Source organism: Thermoplasmata archaeon (assembly GCA_015063285.1).
GTDB lineage: Archaea > Thermoplasmatota > Thermoplasmata > Methanomassiliicoccales > Methanomethylophilaceae > Methanoprimaticola.
The window spans coordinates 72,681-88,912 of the sequence record SUST01000002.1 but is presented as its reverse complement, the minus strand read 5'-3'; the positions used below and the strand labels follow the sequence as shown (position 1 = coordinate 88,912).

20 protein-coding genes are annotated in these 16,232 nt (G+C 54.9%); 18 read left to right on the top strand and 2 right to left on the bottom strand.

Annotated features, from left to right (window positions below):
* Positions 1–9 precede the first annotated feature (9 nt).
* The 11 genes from E7Z62_01895 (at position 10) to E7Z62_01845 (ending at position 9,842) form a co-directional block, all read left to right on the top strand.
* On the top strand, positions 10–2,193 hold the full coding sequence (locus E7Z62_01895) for a hypothetical protein (GenBank protein MBE6521871.1): 2,184 nt from the start codon (positions 10–12) through the stop codon (positions 2,191–2,193).
* A gap of 39 nt (positions 2,194–2,232) precedes the next feature.
* Entirely contained in the window at positions 2,233–4,068 is a 1,836-nt protein-coding gene (locus tag E7Z62_01890) for a hypothetical protein (GenBank protein MBE6521870.1), read from the top strand.
* Between the two features lie 4 nt (positions 4,069–4,072).
* Positions 4,073–4,459 (top strand): hypothetical protein, encoded by a 387-nt coding sequence (locus E7Z62_01885; protein MBE6521869.1) that lies wholly within the window; start codon positions 4,073–4,075, stop codon positions 4,457–4,459.
* On the top strand, positions 4,456–5,397 hold the full coding sequence (locus E7Z62_01880; GenBank protein MBE6521868.1) for a hypothetical protein: 942 nt from the start codon (positions 4,456–4,458) through the stop codon (positions 5,395–5,397). Before E7Z62_01885 ends, E7Z62_01880 begins: the two co-directional genes overlap by 4 nt.
* Entirely contained in the window at positions 5,397–5,648 is a 252-nt protein-coding gene (locus tag E7Z62_01875) for a hypothetical protein (GenBank protein MBE6521867.1), read from the top strand. Before E7Z62_01880 ends, E7Z62_01875 begins: the two co-directional genes overlap by 1 nt.
* Positions 5,645–5,959: a hypothetical protein gene (locus tag E7Z62_01870; protein MBE6521866.1), complete on the top strand. Its 315-nt coding sequence runs from the start codon at positions 5,645–5,647 to the stop codon at positions 5,957–5,959. The genes E7Z62_01875 and E7Z62_01870 overlap by 4 nt, the downstream gene beginning before the upstream one ends.
* Positions 5,956–6,150: a hypothetical protein gene (locus tag E7Z62_01865; GenBank protein ID MBE6521865.1), complete on the top strand. Its 195-nt coding sequence runs from the start codon at positions 5,956–5,958 to the stop codon at positions 6,148–6,150. The genes E7Z62_01870 and E7Z62_01865 overlap by 4 nt, the downstream gene beginning before the upstream one ends.
* A gap of 96 nt (positions 6,151–6,246) precedes the next feature.
* On the top strand, positions 6,247–6,999 hold the full coding sequence (locus E7Z62_01860) for a hypothetical protein (protein MBE6521864.1): 753 nt from the start codon (positions 6,247–6,249) through the stop codon (positions 6,997–6,999).
* Positions 7,000–7,109: 110 nt separating this feature from the next.
* On the top strand, positions 7,110–7,736 hold the full coding sequence (locus E7Z62_01855) for a hypothetical protein (protein MBE6521863.1): 627 nt from the start codon (positions 7,110–7,112) through the stop codon (positions 7,734–7,736).
* Positions 7,733–8,062, top strand: coding sequence for a hypothetical protein (locus E7Z62_01850; GenBank protein ID MBE6521862.1), 330 nt, complete (start codon positions 7,733–7,735; stop codon positions 8,060–8,062). Before E7Z62_01855 ends, E7Z62_01850 begins: the two co-directional genes overlap by 4 nt.
* 280 nt (positions 8,063–8,342) lie before the next feature.
* On the top strand, positions 8,343–9,842 hold the full coding sequence (locus E7Z62_01845) for a hypothetical protein (GenBank protein MBE6521861.1): 1,500 nt from the start codon (positions 8,343–8,345) through the stop codon (positions 9,840–9,842).
* 1 nt (position 9,843) lies between these two features.
* Here E7Z62_01845 and E7Z62_01840 read toward each other — a convergent pair whose 3' ends face one another.
* A complete protein-coding gene (locus E7Z62_01840; protein ID MBE6521860.1) occupies positions 9,844–10,311 on the bottom strand; it encodes a hypothetical protein in 468 nt (155 codons plus the stop codon).
* A gap of 426 nt (positions 10,312–10,737) precedes the next feature.
* Between E7Z62_01840 and E7Z62_01835 the strand changes: the two genes are divergently transcribed.
* The 7 genes from E7Z62_01835 (at position 10,738) to E7Z62_01805 (ending at position 15,263) form a co-directional block, all read left to right on the top strand.
* Positions 10,738–11,379 carry a hypothetical protein gene (locus E7Z62_01835; GenBank protein ID MBE6521859.1) on the top strand — a complete coding sequence of 214 codons (642 nt, stop codon included), beginning with the start codon at positions 10,738–10,740 and terminating at the stop codon, positions 11,377–11,379.
* A gap of 122 nt (positions 11,380–11,501) precedes the next feature.
* Positions 11,502–12,185 (top strand): hypothetical protein, encoded by a 684-nt coding sequence (locus E7Z62_01830; GenBank protein MBE6521858.1) that lies wholly within the window; start codon positions 11,502–11,504, stop codon positions 12,183–12,185.
* Positions 12,175–12,555 carry a hypothetical protein gene (locus tag E7Z62_01825; protein ID MBE6521857.1) on the top strand — a complete coding sequence of 127 codons (381 nt, stop codon included), beginning with the start codon at positions 12,175–12,177 and terminating at the stop codon, positions 12,553–12,555. Before E7Z62_01830 ends, E7Z62_01825 begins: the two co-directional genes overlap by 11 nt.
* Positions 12,556–12,564: 9 nt before the next feature.
* Positions 12,565–12,882 carry an AbrB/MazE/SpoVT family DNA-binding domain-containing protein gene (locus E7Z62_01820; GenBank protein ID MBE6521856.1) on the top strand — a complete coding sequence of 106 codons (318 nt, stop codon included), beginning with the start codon at positions 12,565–12,567 and terminating at the stop codon, positions 12,880–12,882.
* 323 nt (positions 12,883–13,205) lie between these two features.
* Entirely contained in the window at positions 13,206–13,535 is a 330-nt protein-coding gene (locus tag E7Z62_01815) for a type II toxin-antitoxin system RelE/ParE family toxin (protein MBE6521855.1), read from the top strand.
* Positions 13,536–13,757: 222 nt separating this feature from the next.
* On the top strand, positions 13,758–14,231 hold the full coding sequence (locus E7Z62_01810; GenBank protein ID MBE6521854.1) for a hypothetical protein: 474 nt from the start codon (positions 13,758–13,760) through the stop codon (positions 14,229–14,231).
* 210 nt (positions 14,232–14,441) lie between these two features.
* Positions 14,442–15,263: a hypothetical protein gene (locus tag E7Z62_01805; GenBank protein ID MBE6521853.1), complete on the top strand. Its 822-nt coding sequence runs from the start codon at positions 14,442–14,444 to the stop codon at positions 15,261–15,263.
* A 243-nt stretch (positions 15,264–15,506) separates the two neighbouring features.
* On the opposite strand, the gene E7Z62_01800 is transcribed toward E7Z62_01805, so the two are convergent.
* Positions 15,507–16,187: a hypothetical protein gene (locus E7Z62_01800; protein MBE6521852.1), complete on the bottom strand. Its 681-nt coding sequence runs from the start codon at positions 16,185–16,187 to the stop codon at positions 15,507–15,509.
* Positions 16,188–16,232 lie beyond the last annotated feature (45 nt).

Sequence of the window (16,232 nt, the reverse complement as noted above, 5' to 3'; positions counted from 1 at the left end):
GGCGATACCATGCAGAACAAGCTATTCATGATCACCCTGGTCTCCGTCCTCGCCCTGTTCGGAGGATGCGCGGTCCTCTTCACAGAGGATACCGACGCTCTGGACAACGGATCGGCGAGCATGACGGTTGCCCAGGGAGGGACATCCAGTTACACATGGGCCCAGGCCTGTCCCGGTCTGGCGGCCACATCGACGTATGACAGTCAGCCGTTCTACACCCACAACCTCTCATACGGAGTCGGCACCAGCCAGGGTCCGATGGACGGCGCAAGGGTCAGCGGTATTACGATCTCGTGGAGCGCATCCGGACTCAGCCTGGCGGCGACCTCTTCTGTAGCCACGGGCACATACTACCTCAAGTTCTTCGACTGGACCACCGAGGACGACATCTTCGAGGTATCCTTCGCGGTCACAGCGGCAGGATCCGGTTCAGGCTCCGGTTCCGGCAACGTGAACTATACATCCCCCTCCGCGGTCGATGCCCTGACGGGATCCACCGTCACATACAGACCTACAGTCAACGTGGCATCCTCCACATTCACTACCACGACAGTTACCGGAAAGACCAACGCATCTTGGCTCACCCTGAGCAACGGCACCTTATCGGGAACAGCCCCCAGCGTGACCTCGATGACCACGTACTACTACTCCATCAAGGCCACCACGCCCGGAGGACAGCAGGCTGTGCAGACGGTAAGCTTCAATGTCTATCCTGTCGCTCAGATCGCGAATTCAGTGAGCACATCGTACAACCTCACCCAGAACTCCGCGATGACCGATATTGATCTCGCAGGCAACGTGAACATGACCTTCGGAAAGTCCGGGAACCTCCCCGCAGGGGTCACCCTCAGCAACGGAAAGATCAGCGGAACCCCCACGGAGTTCGGTGACTTCACCATAACCCTCAAGGGATTCACCACCGCCGGACCTTCCCAGACCGCGACCAAGAAAATCGTCTTCCATGTCGCGGAGCAGACCATGACCATCACATCACAGGCACCGACCGGGATCTACTATTCCGGAAAGAACTACACATACAGCCCGACTGTGAACATCTCCGCCGGATGCACCTGGTCGCTGACATCGGATTACGATTGGCTGGTCCTCAGCCAGGGAGTCGTGACGGGAACCATCCCCAATGACATCTCCGTCACTTCGGTCTCGTTCACTCTGACCGCGACCTCAGCAGGAGGACAGGTCAAGTCGCAGAACGTCACGTTCAACGTCGAGAAGACCGCCGCATTCACAAGTGTGCCCACGGCCGCATGCGTCGTCATCCCCGTATACACCTACGACGATGACGGATCCTTCTCCCTCCTCGGATCGCTGGGAGCATTCATGGGGCCACTCGCATCATTGTTCCTCCCCGGAGAGGGCGGACTCGATGCGACAGAGGCAGCATACGACAATGGAACAGCCCAGCTCACGGTCGTAAAAGGATCGACAGCGACATACACCTGGGAGCAGGCATGCCCCTCGATGCTGGAGACATCCACCTTCGATGATGCTGCTTTCTACACCCACGAGTTCTCGCTCGGTATCGGGGACACCTTCAGGCCCGCAGACGGAGCCGAGGTCCCCGGGATCACTGTGAACATGGCCTCCACAGGTCTCACCATAGCGGCGACCTCGGCCGTCGAACCCGGAGACTACTTCATCTCCTTCTTCGACTGGACCACAGAGGATGACCTGTTCACCATCGTGTTCTCAGTGACCGAGACGACATCCGGAGGATCCTCAGGCACCGGTGGCAACACCAGCGGAGGCTCTACCAGCGGCGGAAACACCTCTGGAGGTAACACCTCGGGCGGAAGCACAACACCCGCACCCGTGACCCCCGGAGACGACTCCACTACAGTCTACTCCGACGGAACGAGGACATTCAAGTTCGTCTGGACAGGCGAGGACGCCGACACCGTTCTCTGGGATTTCGGAGACGGAACCACCGGACAGGGATTTACCGTCTTCCATACTTATTCCGAGAATGGAACGTACACATATTCCTGCACCGGGGTCAACGAGCACGGATCCGACAGGGTCACAGGTACAATCGTCGTCGATGTGCCTCTGATGAAGCATATCCTCTCCGAGTACCTGATGTACATCATTGCGGCGATAATTCTCATCATCGCCATAGTGGCATTCGTCATCTACAGGAGAAGAAAGGCGCTCCAGTACGGAGGCTACTACTGAAACCAAGGGGCCTCGGCCCCTAACCTCCGGGTGATAACCATGAACCACAAGATTATGGGCCTGGCCCTTCTGATCGTAGCCATCTCCTTCGCGGGCGTAGCCCTCGCCGTATCGGAGGAGTCCGATGCTCTGGACAACGGATCCGCGAGCATGACCGTCCAGCAGGGTTCCAGCTCCACATACACATGGGCTCAGGCATGTCCTTCTATGGCAGCTAGATCTACCTACGATAACAGGTACTTCTATCAGCATGACATCTCGATCGGGGTCGGTACCTCGTCCAATGTCAGCGACGGCAACGCCGTCTCAGGCATCACGGTCACTTGGAACTCCTCTGGTCTGACCCTTCAGGCATCCTCTTCCGTCACTGCACGCACGTACTACATCCTGTTCTCGGACTGGACCACGGAGGACGATTCTTTCGAAGTCTCCTTCGCCGTCACGGCGGCATCCTCGTCCAACCAGTACACATGCTACCTGAAGTACAATGCCAACGGCGGATCCGGAGCACCCAGCGACCAGTCCTACTCAGGCACATCCACGAGCAACCACACGTTCACGATCTCCTCGACAACCCCGACGAAATCCGGTTACACGTTCAAAGGATGGGCAACTTCCAGTTCAGCCACATCGGCATCATACCAGCCCGGTGGCACCATAAGCGTCGGATACAAGAGCACCAAAACGCTCTATGCAGTCTGGGAACAGAACGTCACCAACATCACGATAACCGTGTACAAAGGGAACTGGGCATCGTTCAAGCTCCTGGGTGTGGATAATTCCAATGTCACATCCTCCAGCAAGACCTACACAGTCCAGTCAGGCACCACGATCGATGTCGATTGGTACGGAGCGTCGTCGACCACCTCGGGATCCCAATCCTCCGGAATGGTCACCACGACTTCGTATTCCTCCAGCTGTTACAACATGGTCAAGGCAACCAGCTTAACCTATCCCGGAGGCGGATCCGACTCCATGACTGCGGCTTCGGGCGGGAAGTACTATCCAGCGGAACAGATGACAAGTTCGACTTCCACTACGTACTATTTCACGATAGCATACAACGCGAACGGAGGATCCGGAGCTCCGGGCAACACCAACGGAGGCTCGGGATCATCGACCACGAAGTCCGTCACCCTGTCCTCAACAGTACCGACCAGATCGGGCTACACCTTCAAAGGCTGGGCGACATCGAACAACGCCACCTCAGCGGCATATCAGGCAGGCGGCTCGTACTCCTTCAGCTACGGAACCACCACGCTGTATGCGGTCTGGCAGCAGAACACGTACACCTGTTATCTGAACTTCAACGCCAACGGAGGGTCAGGTGCTCCCGGTAATCTGAACTATACGGGAACATCCACCAGTAACCACACGTTCACGATCCCGTCGACATCTCCGACCAGATCGGGTTACACATTCCTCGGTTGGGCGACATCGAACAACGCCACCTCAGCGGCTTACCAGCCCGGAGGATCCATCGCGGTCGCCTACAACGGAACCACCACACTGTACGCGGTCTGGAGTCAGGTCTCATACACCTGTCATCTGAACTTCAACGCCAACGGAGGTAGCGGTGCACCAAGTAACCAGAACTACACAGGAACATCTACAGGCAACCATACGTTCACCATTCCGAACACCGTTCCGACCAAGTCGGGAAGCGTGTTCCTCGGATGGGCGACATCGAGCACAGCGAAGACGCCGTCATACCAGCCCGGAGCATCGATAGCGGTCTCCTACAATGGGACCACGACGCTCTATGCAGTCTGGGAGACCACAATCGCTTTCACCAGCGCACCTACCGCCTCCTGCATCGTGATGCCTGTTATCACATACAGCGACGACGGCTCCTACACTATCACCGTGGGATGATACCATGTCCTGGACATCTATATTCAAGGTATTCTCATCCGCAGCCAGATCGGGAGGAGCCAAGGTCGGTTTCAAGGCAGGCGAGGCGATCGGAACGGGTCTGAAGGGATTCAGCTCATGGGTCTCTTCATGGAAGATAGGCAACGTGCTGAAGATCGGAGGCACCGGAGGGATAGTCGCAGTGATCTATTCCACCTGGCGTTCCGGGGTATCCGCTATAGCGGACGCCACCGGACTCTCGGAGGATACGACGGCCACACTGATCGGACTCACATTCGCGGCCCTGATCCTCTACGTGGTGGTCCGTCTCATCTTACCTCCCAAGGACAGGATGAGGTACGACGACAGCAGGTACGGATACGACGATTGGCAGTGGAGGGGTCAGAGATGAGGTCAGCTATCGCAACGATGGCCATCGTCATGCTGGCCCTCACCCTCGCCATCCCTGTGGTCGATGCCCAGGATGTGAACTATGTACAGCCTCCGGCAGCGGATGAGACCTTCATGATAACCATGACCAATCTGAAGTCCGACGACCCTACCCAGTACGTGGTCTACGACCATGAATCGGAATCGGCCAAGTTCTTCCTGGCCTATCTGATCAATCGTGCGGACTCCGGGAACACAGGCTATTCCTACGTGGAATCCCACTGCCTCCCGTCATGGATCTCATGGAACGTCACATCGGCATACGGCAACTACGAATCGGCGAAGCTCACGATAGCCATCTCCCCTGCCCTCCAGCAGGTATCCGAGGACACCCACGGCGACTACTGGATCCACTTCCGCTGCACCTACCCTAACGTGTTCGATACCGAGGTATCGACGTTCCTAATCAAGATCCATCTGGACGTACAGTGGAACGGATCAGTCATCGTGCAGGACCAGGTTCATCATACCTACGCCCTGACCTTCGACAGCCTGGGAGGTTCGGTCTGCCAGACATACTACTGGCAAGTATTGGCCTCAGACGACATCGGCATGCACTTCTTCGACACCACATCCGCATACCCAACCAAAGAGGGCTTCTCCTTCAAGGGCTGGAGCACGGTGAATGGGGATAACCAGCCGAACGATGTCTCCGACGACTTCCCTCTGATAGCGGCCAACGCGGACAGCGTGAACTCATCGGATCCGCTGAACATCGTCTACTCCAAGACCGTCTACGCCATCTGGGAGGAAGCGTCCTATCAGGACCTCCCGGACATGCTCAGGGACATAGTCTCACTGCTTTCCAACCCCGCGGTGCTGGCCATCATCTTCGTGCTGGTCATAGCGATAGCGTACATCGTCAGGATCAGACGTCTAGGCATGTGGGGGATGATATGATGGTATGGTTCCTACCCATACTCTCGGCAGTCGGAACGGCGATAGGTGGCATCTTCACCATTGTCGACCTCCATAACGCAAGCTCCATGGAGGACTCCATGACGCAGATGGACGCCTACATGGCCATGCTCGAGAACAGGATGACCCTTGACGAGTTCATCGCAGAGGTATGGCCATCTATACTCCTGATCGCAGGAATCCTGCTGGCAGGCTACATCATCGCCACCCCAAGAAGGAGGTATGCAAGATGAAGTGGACATTCTGGCTCGGATTCCTGAGCATGGTCCTGAACGTCCTGTTCATCATCGACTTCATGACATATGCCCTGTACGGAAAATCGCTTGCAGCCTTAGCATTCGATGACGGAGGAAGCCTCGCCGACCTCCTTCTCCAGTACTATCCGGAGATGACATCGGCGGAGTTCCTCGCGGCCAACGGGATACTCTTAGGAGTTTCAGTCCTCCTGCTGACCTTCTCGATATGGATCTCCTATTACGGTTCAGGGATCATCGTCGAGAACTCCAGCTGCGAGTGCAAGTGTCCGAGGAAGGTGAAGCCATGAGACTGATACGCATGATATCAGGCATCACCATCCTGTCGGCAAGCGCATGGATGGGACCAGCTCTGGCGAGCCTTCTGGGAGTGTCCGAGGTCTTCGGATACGTCTCCGTCTCGTCGCTTCTAGCCTTCCTCGGAGGATGCATCTTCTGGTCCGGACTCACGGAGAAGGGGATATCGGAGGCAATAGCATGAACTGGATCCTCTTCGGGGCGATGATCCTCCTGGGGATCGTGTTCTTCAGATGGTCCTTCAGACGCCAGGTCCGCAAGCTGGACACGGAGATAGCCTATGTCTTCTGAACAGGTCCCCGACCTCGAGCTCCCCATCCCGGAGATGCCCCAAGACCACGAAACCCCTCAGGACTTCAGGAGGAGGTCCCTCAGGAACCTGATCCTGATCATCCTCGCGATCGTAGTAGGAATCTGTGCTGGCGGATACGTCCTATACAGGTACGTCGGACCGGATACTCTCATTGACATCGTCAACGAGTACTGGCCCATCGTGTTCGCTCCCATACTCGGATGGCTGCTAGGCTATTGGGCGGTTCACAACCTCTACCATCCCACGGCATCATTCTACGGGTGCCTGGACCCCAACACCCACCAGTTCACCATCGTGAGGATACCGAACGAGATGATCAAGTACTTCGACCAGCCCGGCAACAGCGTCCAGTACCACACACCGATGAGCAACCGCTACTACCCGGTGCAGGACATGGACCTCCAGTCGGGAAGGATAGCGTACGCATGGCCGTTCGACTCGGATCCCCAGCTGCTCTTCTCGAGGGAGGAGAGTTACTCCAAGTGGAGCAAGTGGGTGCTCGATGTGGCGAAGGAGAACACCCAGCTCAGGGACAACCCTCTCCTGCTGGCGATCCTCCTTACGAGGAACCATGTCGGGAAGACCCTGGACGGCATCGCGAGGATGCTCAACATGGATGATCCGGACCTCAGCACCAAGGACTACTCCATGTCCGACCTCATGGACTCGATACACGGAAAGGACGATGAGGGAGGTGATAACGATGACGACAAGGAATGACGGCTCCGCCCCTCCGTTCTGGGTTCACGGCAACCCGGAGCGCAAGCGGATATGGTACATAAACCAGGCCTGCAAGGCCAACCAGAGGACATGCGACGACCGGGAGGACGATGACGATGACTGATAGCGCGGCCATCGACTACATCAGCGCCATGGAGCACGGCGTGATAATCGCCGTCGGCTCCGGGAAGCAGGGGAAGTCATGCAGCCTCCACAGTCTGCTGGCGTACTGCCACCCCGACCGTCCGAAGTACCTGCTGGACACCTTGAAGTTCGACGTCTCGATCTTCCCGGGATACCATCTGGTCTCCCAGACCAGCGACGTCCCGGTGGGGTCGATAGTGGTCGTCGAGGATGTCAACAGGATCTTCCAGTCCAGAGGCTCCGCAAAGAGGGGAGACATACAGGGTTGGCTGTCGATCATATCGCACAAGTCCATCATCATCGCGATCACCACGCAGAACATCGCGGACACGGACATAGCGTTCCTGAGGTCGCAGGATGCGATCATCATGAACAAGTGGATGCACCAGGAGGATCTCCAGTTCGAGCGTCCCGAGTTCAGGGCATCCCAGGCCTCGGCCAACTACGCGATCGATCTCGCGAACGCCATGCACCCGGATGTGGACAGGAGGGCATGGTGCTACTTCCCCAGGTTCGAGGATTGCGTGGCGATCCCCAAGGTGGATTGGTGGAGCTACGCCAACAGCCACATGTTCAGGGATGTGGTGATATGAGCGCCAACATATCGACCGACCAGGAACTGGACAGGATCCTCTCCATGAGGGAGGCCTCAAGCATCCCCCTCCCTCCGGAGATCGCATTGTCGGAGCCGAAGGACAGCAAACGGTTCTACGATTGGCTGTTCCCGTACAGGTTCCTCGGACTCGAGGACCATCCCGTGGTGCAGATGCTGAAGGACATCGAGAGGGAGAGGATGATGGCCGCCAGCATCAGCCGCGCCGGCTACCTCGACAGGATCTCCCACTATGGAGCGTACGTCAACGGACCGAAGCTCCATATCGTAGACCTCACGCATCCCACCCGGGATGACCAGCACTGAACCGTGGTGCCCCTGCGGGCCTCCGCCCCCGCACCGCACGGGGACCACGGGGCATCCAAATCGACGTCGCCCGACGGACGCGTCAGCGGACGGCGCAGACCCCGAGGGCATCGCCCGAGTGGGTCGGGCGACTCAAACAGGCCGCAGCGGGCGCCGTTGGGGCGCGAGCCCAGGCGACCGCCGGCCGCCTTCCAATCGGCGACGTCAGTCGCCGCTTCCCAGCAGGGGCACGATTCACGATCAAGACCGAAGGCCCTCAGAGCCTTCATTGCAGTATACTATGAGAACCATCGAAGACTACGATTCCAAGGCAGAGCAGCGCAGGCTCTCCTCCCTTATGGCCAATTTCGCTCTAGCCGAAAGGCAAGGCCTGGCGGAACAAGCTGCTCTCAAGAGGCATCAGGTAGTCGACTACGTCATGAACCTTCCCATACAGTCCTCCAAGTATCCTGCCATAGAGTACTTTAGACTTGCAATGCAAGTCGGAATACCGATTCAGGAAGCATACCGTCAGGTTCAGGAAGGAAAGACGGTATTCCAAGACCCCTCAGGCAACAACGTCTTCTTCCGTCCAGAGTTCCACGAGTTCATCGAGTGGACCATGCCCGGCCACGATTTTAACCGCCCTCAGGAGAAGGGGTGCGGCTTCATACGCTCTAGGGAAGGGGGCATAGTATACAGCATGTGCCCCGACCATCCGGAGCACTTCATCAAAGGCAAGAGGGTGCATTGCTGGTCCCTCCACTGTCCGGAATGCATGAACGATGAGGCCTTAAGACAGGGTGTCGAGACTGAGAAACCGTTACTCAGATACTCCAAGCTCATCGAGAAACAGTCCGGTCACCGTCCCGAGATCGGCCATTGGGTCGTGTCACCACCTCAGGAATGGGCCAAGTCCATGATGCAGACCAAGGACGAATACGATGAGATGCTGAGGATCATAGTAGACGACCTCCAGGAATGCGGAGGCAACGCAGGGGTCACCCTATTCCATCCCTGGCGTCAGAAGCAGACCGAGTGGCAGCTCGCCCCTCACTTCCATTCATTGATCTATGGCCATATCAAGACCAACAAGTTCAGGAGGCTACATCCCGGTTGGATAATAAAGAAGGTCCACCCCCATGAGAGGATCAACTCCATAAGGCACACGCTGGCCTATCTCTTCACCCACATGGGCCTCGGCATAGCAGAGAGGGATCCCGACGACATCGACTGGTTCGAGGAGACCATGAATCTCATGATCCCCGGAGTCAAGTCAGGCAAAGGCAAGTACAAGGACAAGGACTACGAGGACGAGTTCAACGGCAAAGGCCGCATGGTAGGCGACCTCTCAGGCGTCGACTGGGATCAATGGGTCGAGAAGAAGCTTCTCCTAAAGACCCGTCTCAGGGAATGGGGAGGAATCGGCCGCAACAAGATCAAGCGCATCGGCATCCACAGGCAGTACAAGATCAGAAGATGCAGCGAATGCGGGGAGCTCCTCAGAGTGTACGAGGGAGTCCACGACTCCATCGGCAACTACGTCAGGTACATCCAGGACAACGAGATAGTCTGCTTCGCCCAGCATTACAGCGTCGTGATGACCACGTACCTCCAGTTCAAGGAGCGCCTCAAGGCCAACGACCAGACCCTGACGGACTTTGCAAAGTCCATCCCATTCGCAGTATCCGATCTGGAATTCATTCCTCAGAACAACGATCTGGTCATGTCAGGACCTTTCGCAGAGCCGGACAGTTATTTTATCAGCCGTCAGGCTAGAGCTTACTCCGTAAGCGAGTGATTCAGTACCATTCAGGACCGCTGTCATCTTCTGTCTGAACGAAATTCCCTTCCTCGTCGAAGTATCCGGGATAGTCGGATTTCTTCCCATCGTAAGGTACTACCTTCCCGTCCCTTATGAGCTTCCAGCCGGGACGTTTCAGTTCCTTGCATTCATCAGGGGTAGGGGGCCGTTCATCATCCATTTCTTCGGGTAGAATGATGTGTCCTTCCTCATCGAAGTATCCCGGATAATCGGATGGTCCGCCATCATATGGGACCAATTTTACGTTGCGGACGATCATCTTCTCATGGTACGGCCATTCATCGTGCCCCCATCTGAAGGGATTCCCGTCTGGATCTATGAAATCTATAATTCTTGATTTTTCAGGTTTTGTATTTCTGATGCCCTTTTTCGATTGTTTTTTCGTTACCTTGTCTTTGGTCTCGTTTTTATCAGTTGACTTGCAGATTTTCGTTTCGTCGGACATCTTTGATTCACCTCTCTTATTATTCTGCGCTTATCTCTTCGAGCCATTAAATGTTTTTATGCAAGGATCTTTAGCATCATTTGTTACGATTATTGGATTGTTCTCTGTTTTTCCTAATGTAACTATTTTTTAGATGAATAGATTTCTAATCGTTGGTGGACAGTGCCAGAACTCTCTCGCAGAACCTTATATTCTACCTAACTATACTCCTTCATGTAGCCGATTCCGGTCAACAGGAAGGACGGTCCTTACCCTGAAAGGATAGGATAAGGGATCCGAACAGCAGCCTTCCCGAACCATCTTCTGAATCATCGGCTTCAAGCAATTACGACCGCGGAATCAATCAGATCACCGCATCGCAATCCGCGGTCGAAGGTCACGAGGACCGCGATCCCTCCGAAGCGTCGCGAGGAAAAGTGACCAATAATGTCAAACCAAATCAAGGATACAATCACAGTGGATCTCCACAATCAGATAATCTCGAACCTTCCGATAGTCGACCCCGATGAGCTCGAGGATGTGCTCATCAACGCCGCAGACAAGCTCACCGACGGCAGAGAGCCCGTCATCCTCGAAGCCCTCATGAACACCCTCGTGGACTTCTATGTATTCACATTCGAACCCGGGGACGACATCGAGGACATCGGGTTCCTCGTTTCCAGCATCGAGGACAAGGTATGCGATGCTGTCGCATTCAGGAAGGCCCTCATCCAGAACGGGGCCTATGACGCTCCGGAGAAGGATGTCCGTCCCCTGACCGTCGAGGACGTCCAGGAGATCAATGCCAAATTCGGCATCGAGGTCCCTGTTGAAGAAGAGGATTATGAAGACGACGATCTCCCCCAGCCCATCGAACCGGAAAGGTCCACGGAGGTAATCGACACCCCCGAGGACAAGAAGACGTTCTGGAAGATCCGCTGCCCGAAATCTATCGAGAAACCTGTTCAGAATCCAGTCGCCTCGGATCCCGATGACATCAGGGACAAGGAAATCCCTGGGATGATGAAGCGCTTCGAGTCCGATGGCTTTGAGGTCACAGTTTCCCTTGTACCTAAAAAGGAGTTCTGAACGCCTCTCCGAGGCTTCTCAAACATCGAACCTCCAGCGCAAGCTATGCAATCAAGGGCGATCGCGGCACCCTATCCGAAGCCGTGAACACAATCAAAGAATCAATCAAAGGAGACAATACAATGGCAAGATACATCTCATTGCTCAAGAAACAGGACGCGCCCAAGGACTATCAGTACGACGATTTCGACCTCTACGAAGCCACCGACGCAATTAGATACATAACGTACGCGATATGCGGCGATAACGACCAGTTTGAACTCGACGCGCTCATGATGGCCCTCGCCGAGGCCTACTCGGAGACCAAGGGCCTCGAGGACCACGAAGGACAGATAGACGTCATCCTCACAGATTTCGAAAGAAGGCTCAGGACCTCGTTCGAGGTCCACGACCAGTCACTTGAAGAGGCGATGGAATGCGGACTCTATCCCGATCCGGTAACGGACGAGGAGGACGATCCCGAATCCGAATCCGATACCAAAGATGCCGAAGACATCGATGACGAGGAACCAAACAGCAACGTCTGGACATCCTATGAGGACGCCGTCCTGATCAGGATGCTGGACGACGACGAGTACATCGTCTGCCCCGAACCGAACATCGCATCCGTCATGTGCCCCTGCAATCCCAAGCCGGGATTCTGCAGGAAGGATGTGGCGGAGATGGGCTACATCGATTCCGAGGACCGCGATCTCATCGAGAGCGTGACTGTCAGAAAGGTACCGGTCAGGAACTCGAGGCAGCCCTACGGAAGGTACGACATCATCTTCAAAGACTTCCCGGAGACGATAGAGTATGACGGATGACTACGAGCTCATCCCTCCGAGGAGGCCAAAGGGCATGCTCTATCCTCTGGGATGGGTCCGTCTTCCAAAGGGATCCAACCCCAAGAGGAGAATCCTAACCGAAGGCTTCCTGAACACCCGCATGCCCAGGACCAACACCATCGGGATGAACCAGCACTACATCGAAAGGATCATGGAGAACCCCAGGACCCCGATCGAGAACAAGCGCACAGCGTTCCAGTACGTCATGGATCATCCGGATAAGTTCATGGCCCTCTGCGACCAGACGGAAAGTCCGGATATCAACGAATGGGCCAGGAAGAAGAACGGCTCCGCCGTCTTCGGATGGCTGCAGACCTTCAGGGACCGCTACGGCTGGTACCGTCCGTGAGGCGATATCATGCTCAGGATAGGATCCAAGGTCGGCTACGACAGAAGCGGCAGGGTCACCGTCCCCAGGCCTCTAGCCGAGATGCTGAACCTCACCAAGGGCGACGACCTCGTCGTCTGGTCCGTCGAGGACGGCAAGGCGGTCCTCCGCAAGGCCACCACGCCGCTCTACGGCATCGACATAGAGCAGGAGGAGATAGAGCGCAACCTCAGGGAGTACGAATCGAGGTTCCCCAAGGACGCTTCCTATGAAGGCCTCTCCGAGGAGGAGCGCAGGAGATTGGCGGTCGAGGAATACCAACGCAGGAAATATACCAAACAGCAATGAAACAAGGGGGCGAAAGCCTCCTTCAATCCCATCATAGCATGATAATGTACATAATAATGTTTTATACTCCGACCGCATCCCTATATCCATGACCCAAATCGTTCCCATCACCGAGATGAGAGACACCTCCAAGATGTTCGACCTTTCAGAGAACCAACCGGTCTTCATCACGAAGAACGGCTACGGGTCGAGGGTCCTGATGAACATCGATCACTACAACAGGGTCAAGGACATCCTCCTCGACATCGAATTGGAAGAGAGGTACCAGAGATCGGAACAGGGAGGCAACGCCGACGCCCATCAGTTCATCAAGAGGCTCCTGAATGAGCGATTACCGCGTCGAGGTCTCGGCGGACGCCCAGAACGATATCGTATCGATAAGGGACTACATCAGGGACCGCCTCAAGAACGTCTCGGCGGCCGAGAGGTTCCTGAGGGACACCGACGAGGCGATAGGCTCCCTCGAGGAGTATCCCTACGACCACATGGTCCGCGAGGACCCCCGTCACGTGGGTACGGTGGAGAAGAGGCAGTTCAACTACAGGAGGAACTACTGCATCTTCTACATCGTCAAGGAGGACAGGAAGCTCGTCAGGGTGATACAGGTGGCCTACACCGGTCAGGACTTCGATGATCAGCCCGGACGCATGTGACCCTTCCGAACCTTTTATCAACCCTTGCGTAACCGCTCGAATCATTCTGCAAAGTAAAGTTACGACCTTTCACTACGCTTTTAATACTCCGGCAGAAATCATACTCTCGCCTAGGAGAAGGGCCGAAACCACATGGAATCGTGTGCATATTCTCATCGGACAACCGAAGCCCTTCGAACATCCGTAAGGCATCGAGAAAGAACCTCATTCATAGGAGGAGCCATGCAAGGTAAAGAGAACAGATCAGCGAAAGCCAGGTCTCCGGGATCGGATATCAACCTCATCCCTGGGATCTATGATAAGACGAAGCAAGCGATCGACTATATCGACAACCTCTCCGACCACGATCCGGAAGTGTCGAAGGCCATCTCGTCATGTACGAACGTGGCCATCTACACAAGAGAATCGCAGGTGGTTGACCCTCACCTGATCCAGGACGAGATGGTCATCGATAATGTCAATCACATGTATCAGATGAACGAGATGCTTGACAACGGCAGCTGGGAGAATCACGATCATCAATGCCCCCATGCGAAAGAATGCGGCAACGCAAGCTGCGACACCTGCGTCTTCGCACAGCTCAGGGTGGTGAACGTGGAACGTCTCAGGAGCGTCCTGACCTTCAAATCCGAGGTCAGATGGTCGGCATTGATACAACGAACCGCAACGCACGGAACACGAACGACAGTTACCTGAAACGATTTACCTCGCGGGGAGGCTCCCCGCACAACTTCTTATTTTCGTTTCTGTTGAAACTGAGACGAATATAGGTCAACATCTCAATCGCTGTTTTCTTCAGAGATCGTCCGATTTTGTTCGAATCATTCATTTTATCTAAGTTATCATAGAATTAACTTCTAAGGTTTTTATGAATGAGATTTTTATCATTCATCCGTATTTTCCTCTATGGCATTCATTCTTGATACCTCAGAGATAACCGCCGAGATCAACAGGATCGTTGATGAATCCGAAAGATTCATCTTCATAGTGACCGCGTCTCTGAATATCAACAGCCGTCTTCGCCGGTTATTGAAGCTCGCTGACGGCAAAGGGGTTCGCATCTTCGTCATCTATGGCAAGTGGGAGGTCAAGAACGACACCATGTCTTGGCTGAAATCCCTTGACAACTGTTCCATCGGTTTCATCAAGGATCTCCATGCAAAGGTCATCGTCAATGAGAATGAGGCGGTTCTTTCCTCGATGAATCTGTATACCTTCTCTCAGGAGAACAACGAGGAACTCGGGTCACTCTTCGTCAACGGCTTGGATGTGGATTGTTACGATCGCATCATCGATATGCTCGATAAATATTCGAAGATGTGCGAGAGACAGCACGGAGATTGGGATTACCGTACGATCTTCGGAACCGACGATCCCAAGCCATCGCTCCTATCGAGTTTCAAGAAGGGTTTCAAGAGCTCCTTCAAGACCTCGCGTCCCAACGAACCGGTGACGGTGTCACCGGAGTCGGTACCCGAACCGATCGTCGAACTGCCTTTGAAATTTCATTGCATCAGATGCTCCGCTTCCATCTCCGATTCCATCTACTGCACCAAATGCATGAAGTCCTGGAAGAGGTGGTCGAACAGGGATTATCAGGAGAAGGACGGAGTCTGTCTGATCTGCGGCAATCCTTTTGGTTCATCCTTTAACGACCCTGTCTGTAACGATTGCTGCTCCAAATATGACGACATCGGCACCCTTTTGGATAGGTTGCAGGGTATCTGAGGCTCCGTTTATTGTTTCAAAACATAGCTTCATTCTTTGAAAAGGCACTGATTCCAAATGGATCCAGGAGGGCGGTTGACCTTCAAGGCAGAGGTTGGTTCGTACGTATCGATACAACGATTCGCAACGCACTGAACACAACGTCAGTAACCTGAAAACATTTACTCGCGGGGAAGCCCCCGCATCAATCTTCCAAAAATCAATGAAATTGTTTGGGGTAAAGGGGCCTGAGCCCCTGTTTGTTCAGACCTCCATCATCACCTGGTCCAGCCATCTCTTGGCCACGGATGCTCCTTCATAACCCTCGGAGATTTCGCTGACGGTCTTCTTTCTCTCGATGTTGTTGAGTCCGAATCCGACGACGATGTTCGCCAGCTCGTGCAGGAGGCAGAAGTCCAGCACCTCGGAGGGAACGTTATCCTTCAGCAATCTCTTGTTCATGATGACGACCTTCATCAGGCAGCTTGACTGCCCTGCCTTGGCCACGGAATCGTTCTTCGACCAGAACAGCCTCAGCCCGTCGACCTCCGGGATCAGTCCGGCATCTACGAGCCTGTAGTATGCCTCCCAGAGCAGTCCGGTCTCCTCGGAGGACATGTCACCGATGGTCCTGCTCCTCTCGATGTACTTCTCCTGGTTCAGATCGCGGAACTCGCCGGATGTCAGCCAGGCGATTGTCTCCTCAGGGTATTCGACGTTCTCCTCTCCGCGGATCCTTCCGAATATCGCTCTTGCGATGCCTTCGACCACTCCGTTAGTCGCGTCCTGCAGGTAGTCGGACACAGTGAAGCTGATGCTTCTCATGGTCCTGCACCAGCGTACTTTCAGATCACGGTACGGAGCGAACTCCGCGGTCACTTCATCGAAGTGGAAATCGTTTCCGACCTTCTCGAAGGTCGCGTTCAATTCTTCAGATGTTACCATTTCTAAGCAACTCCTTTTCTTTCTTAGGGGCTTTTTCCGAACCCC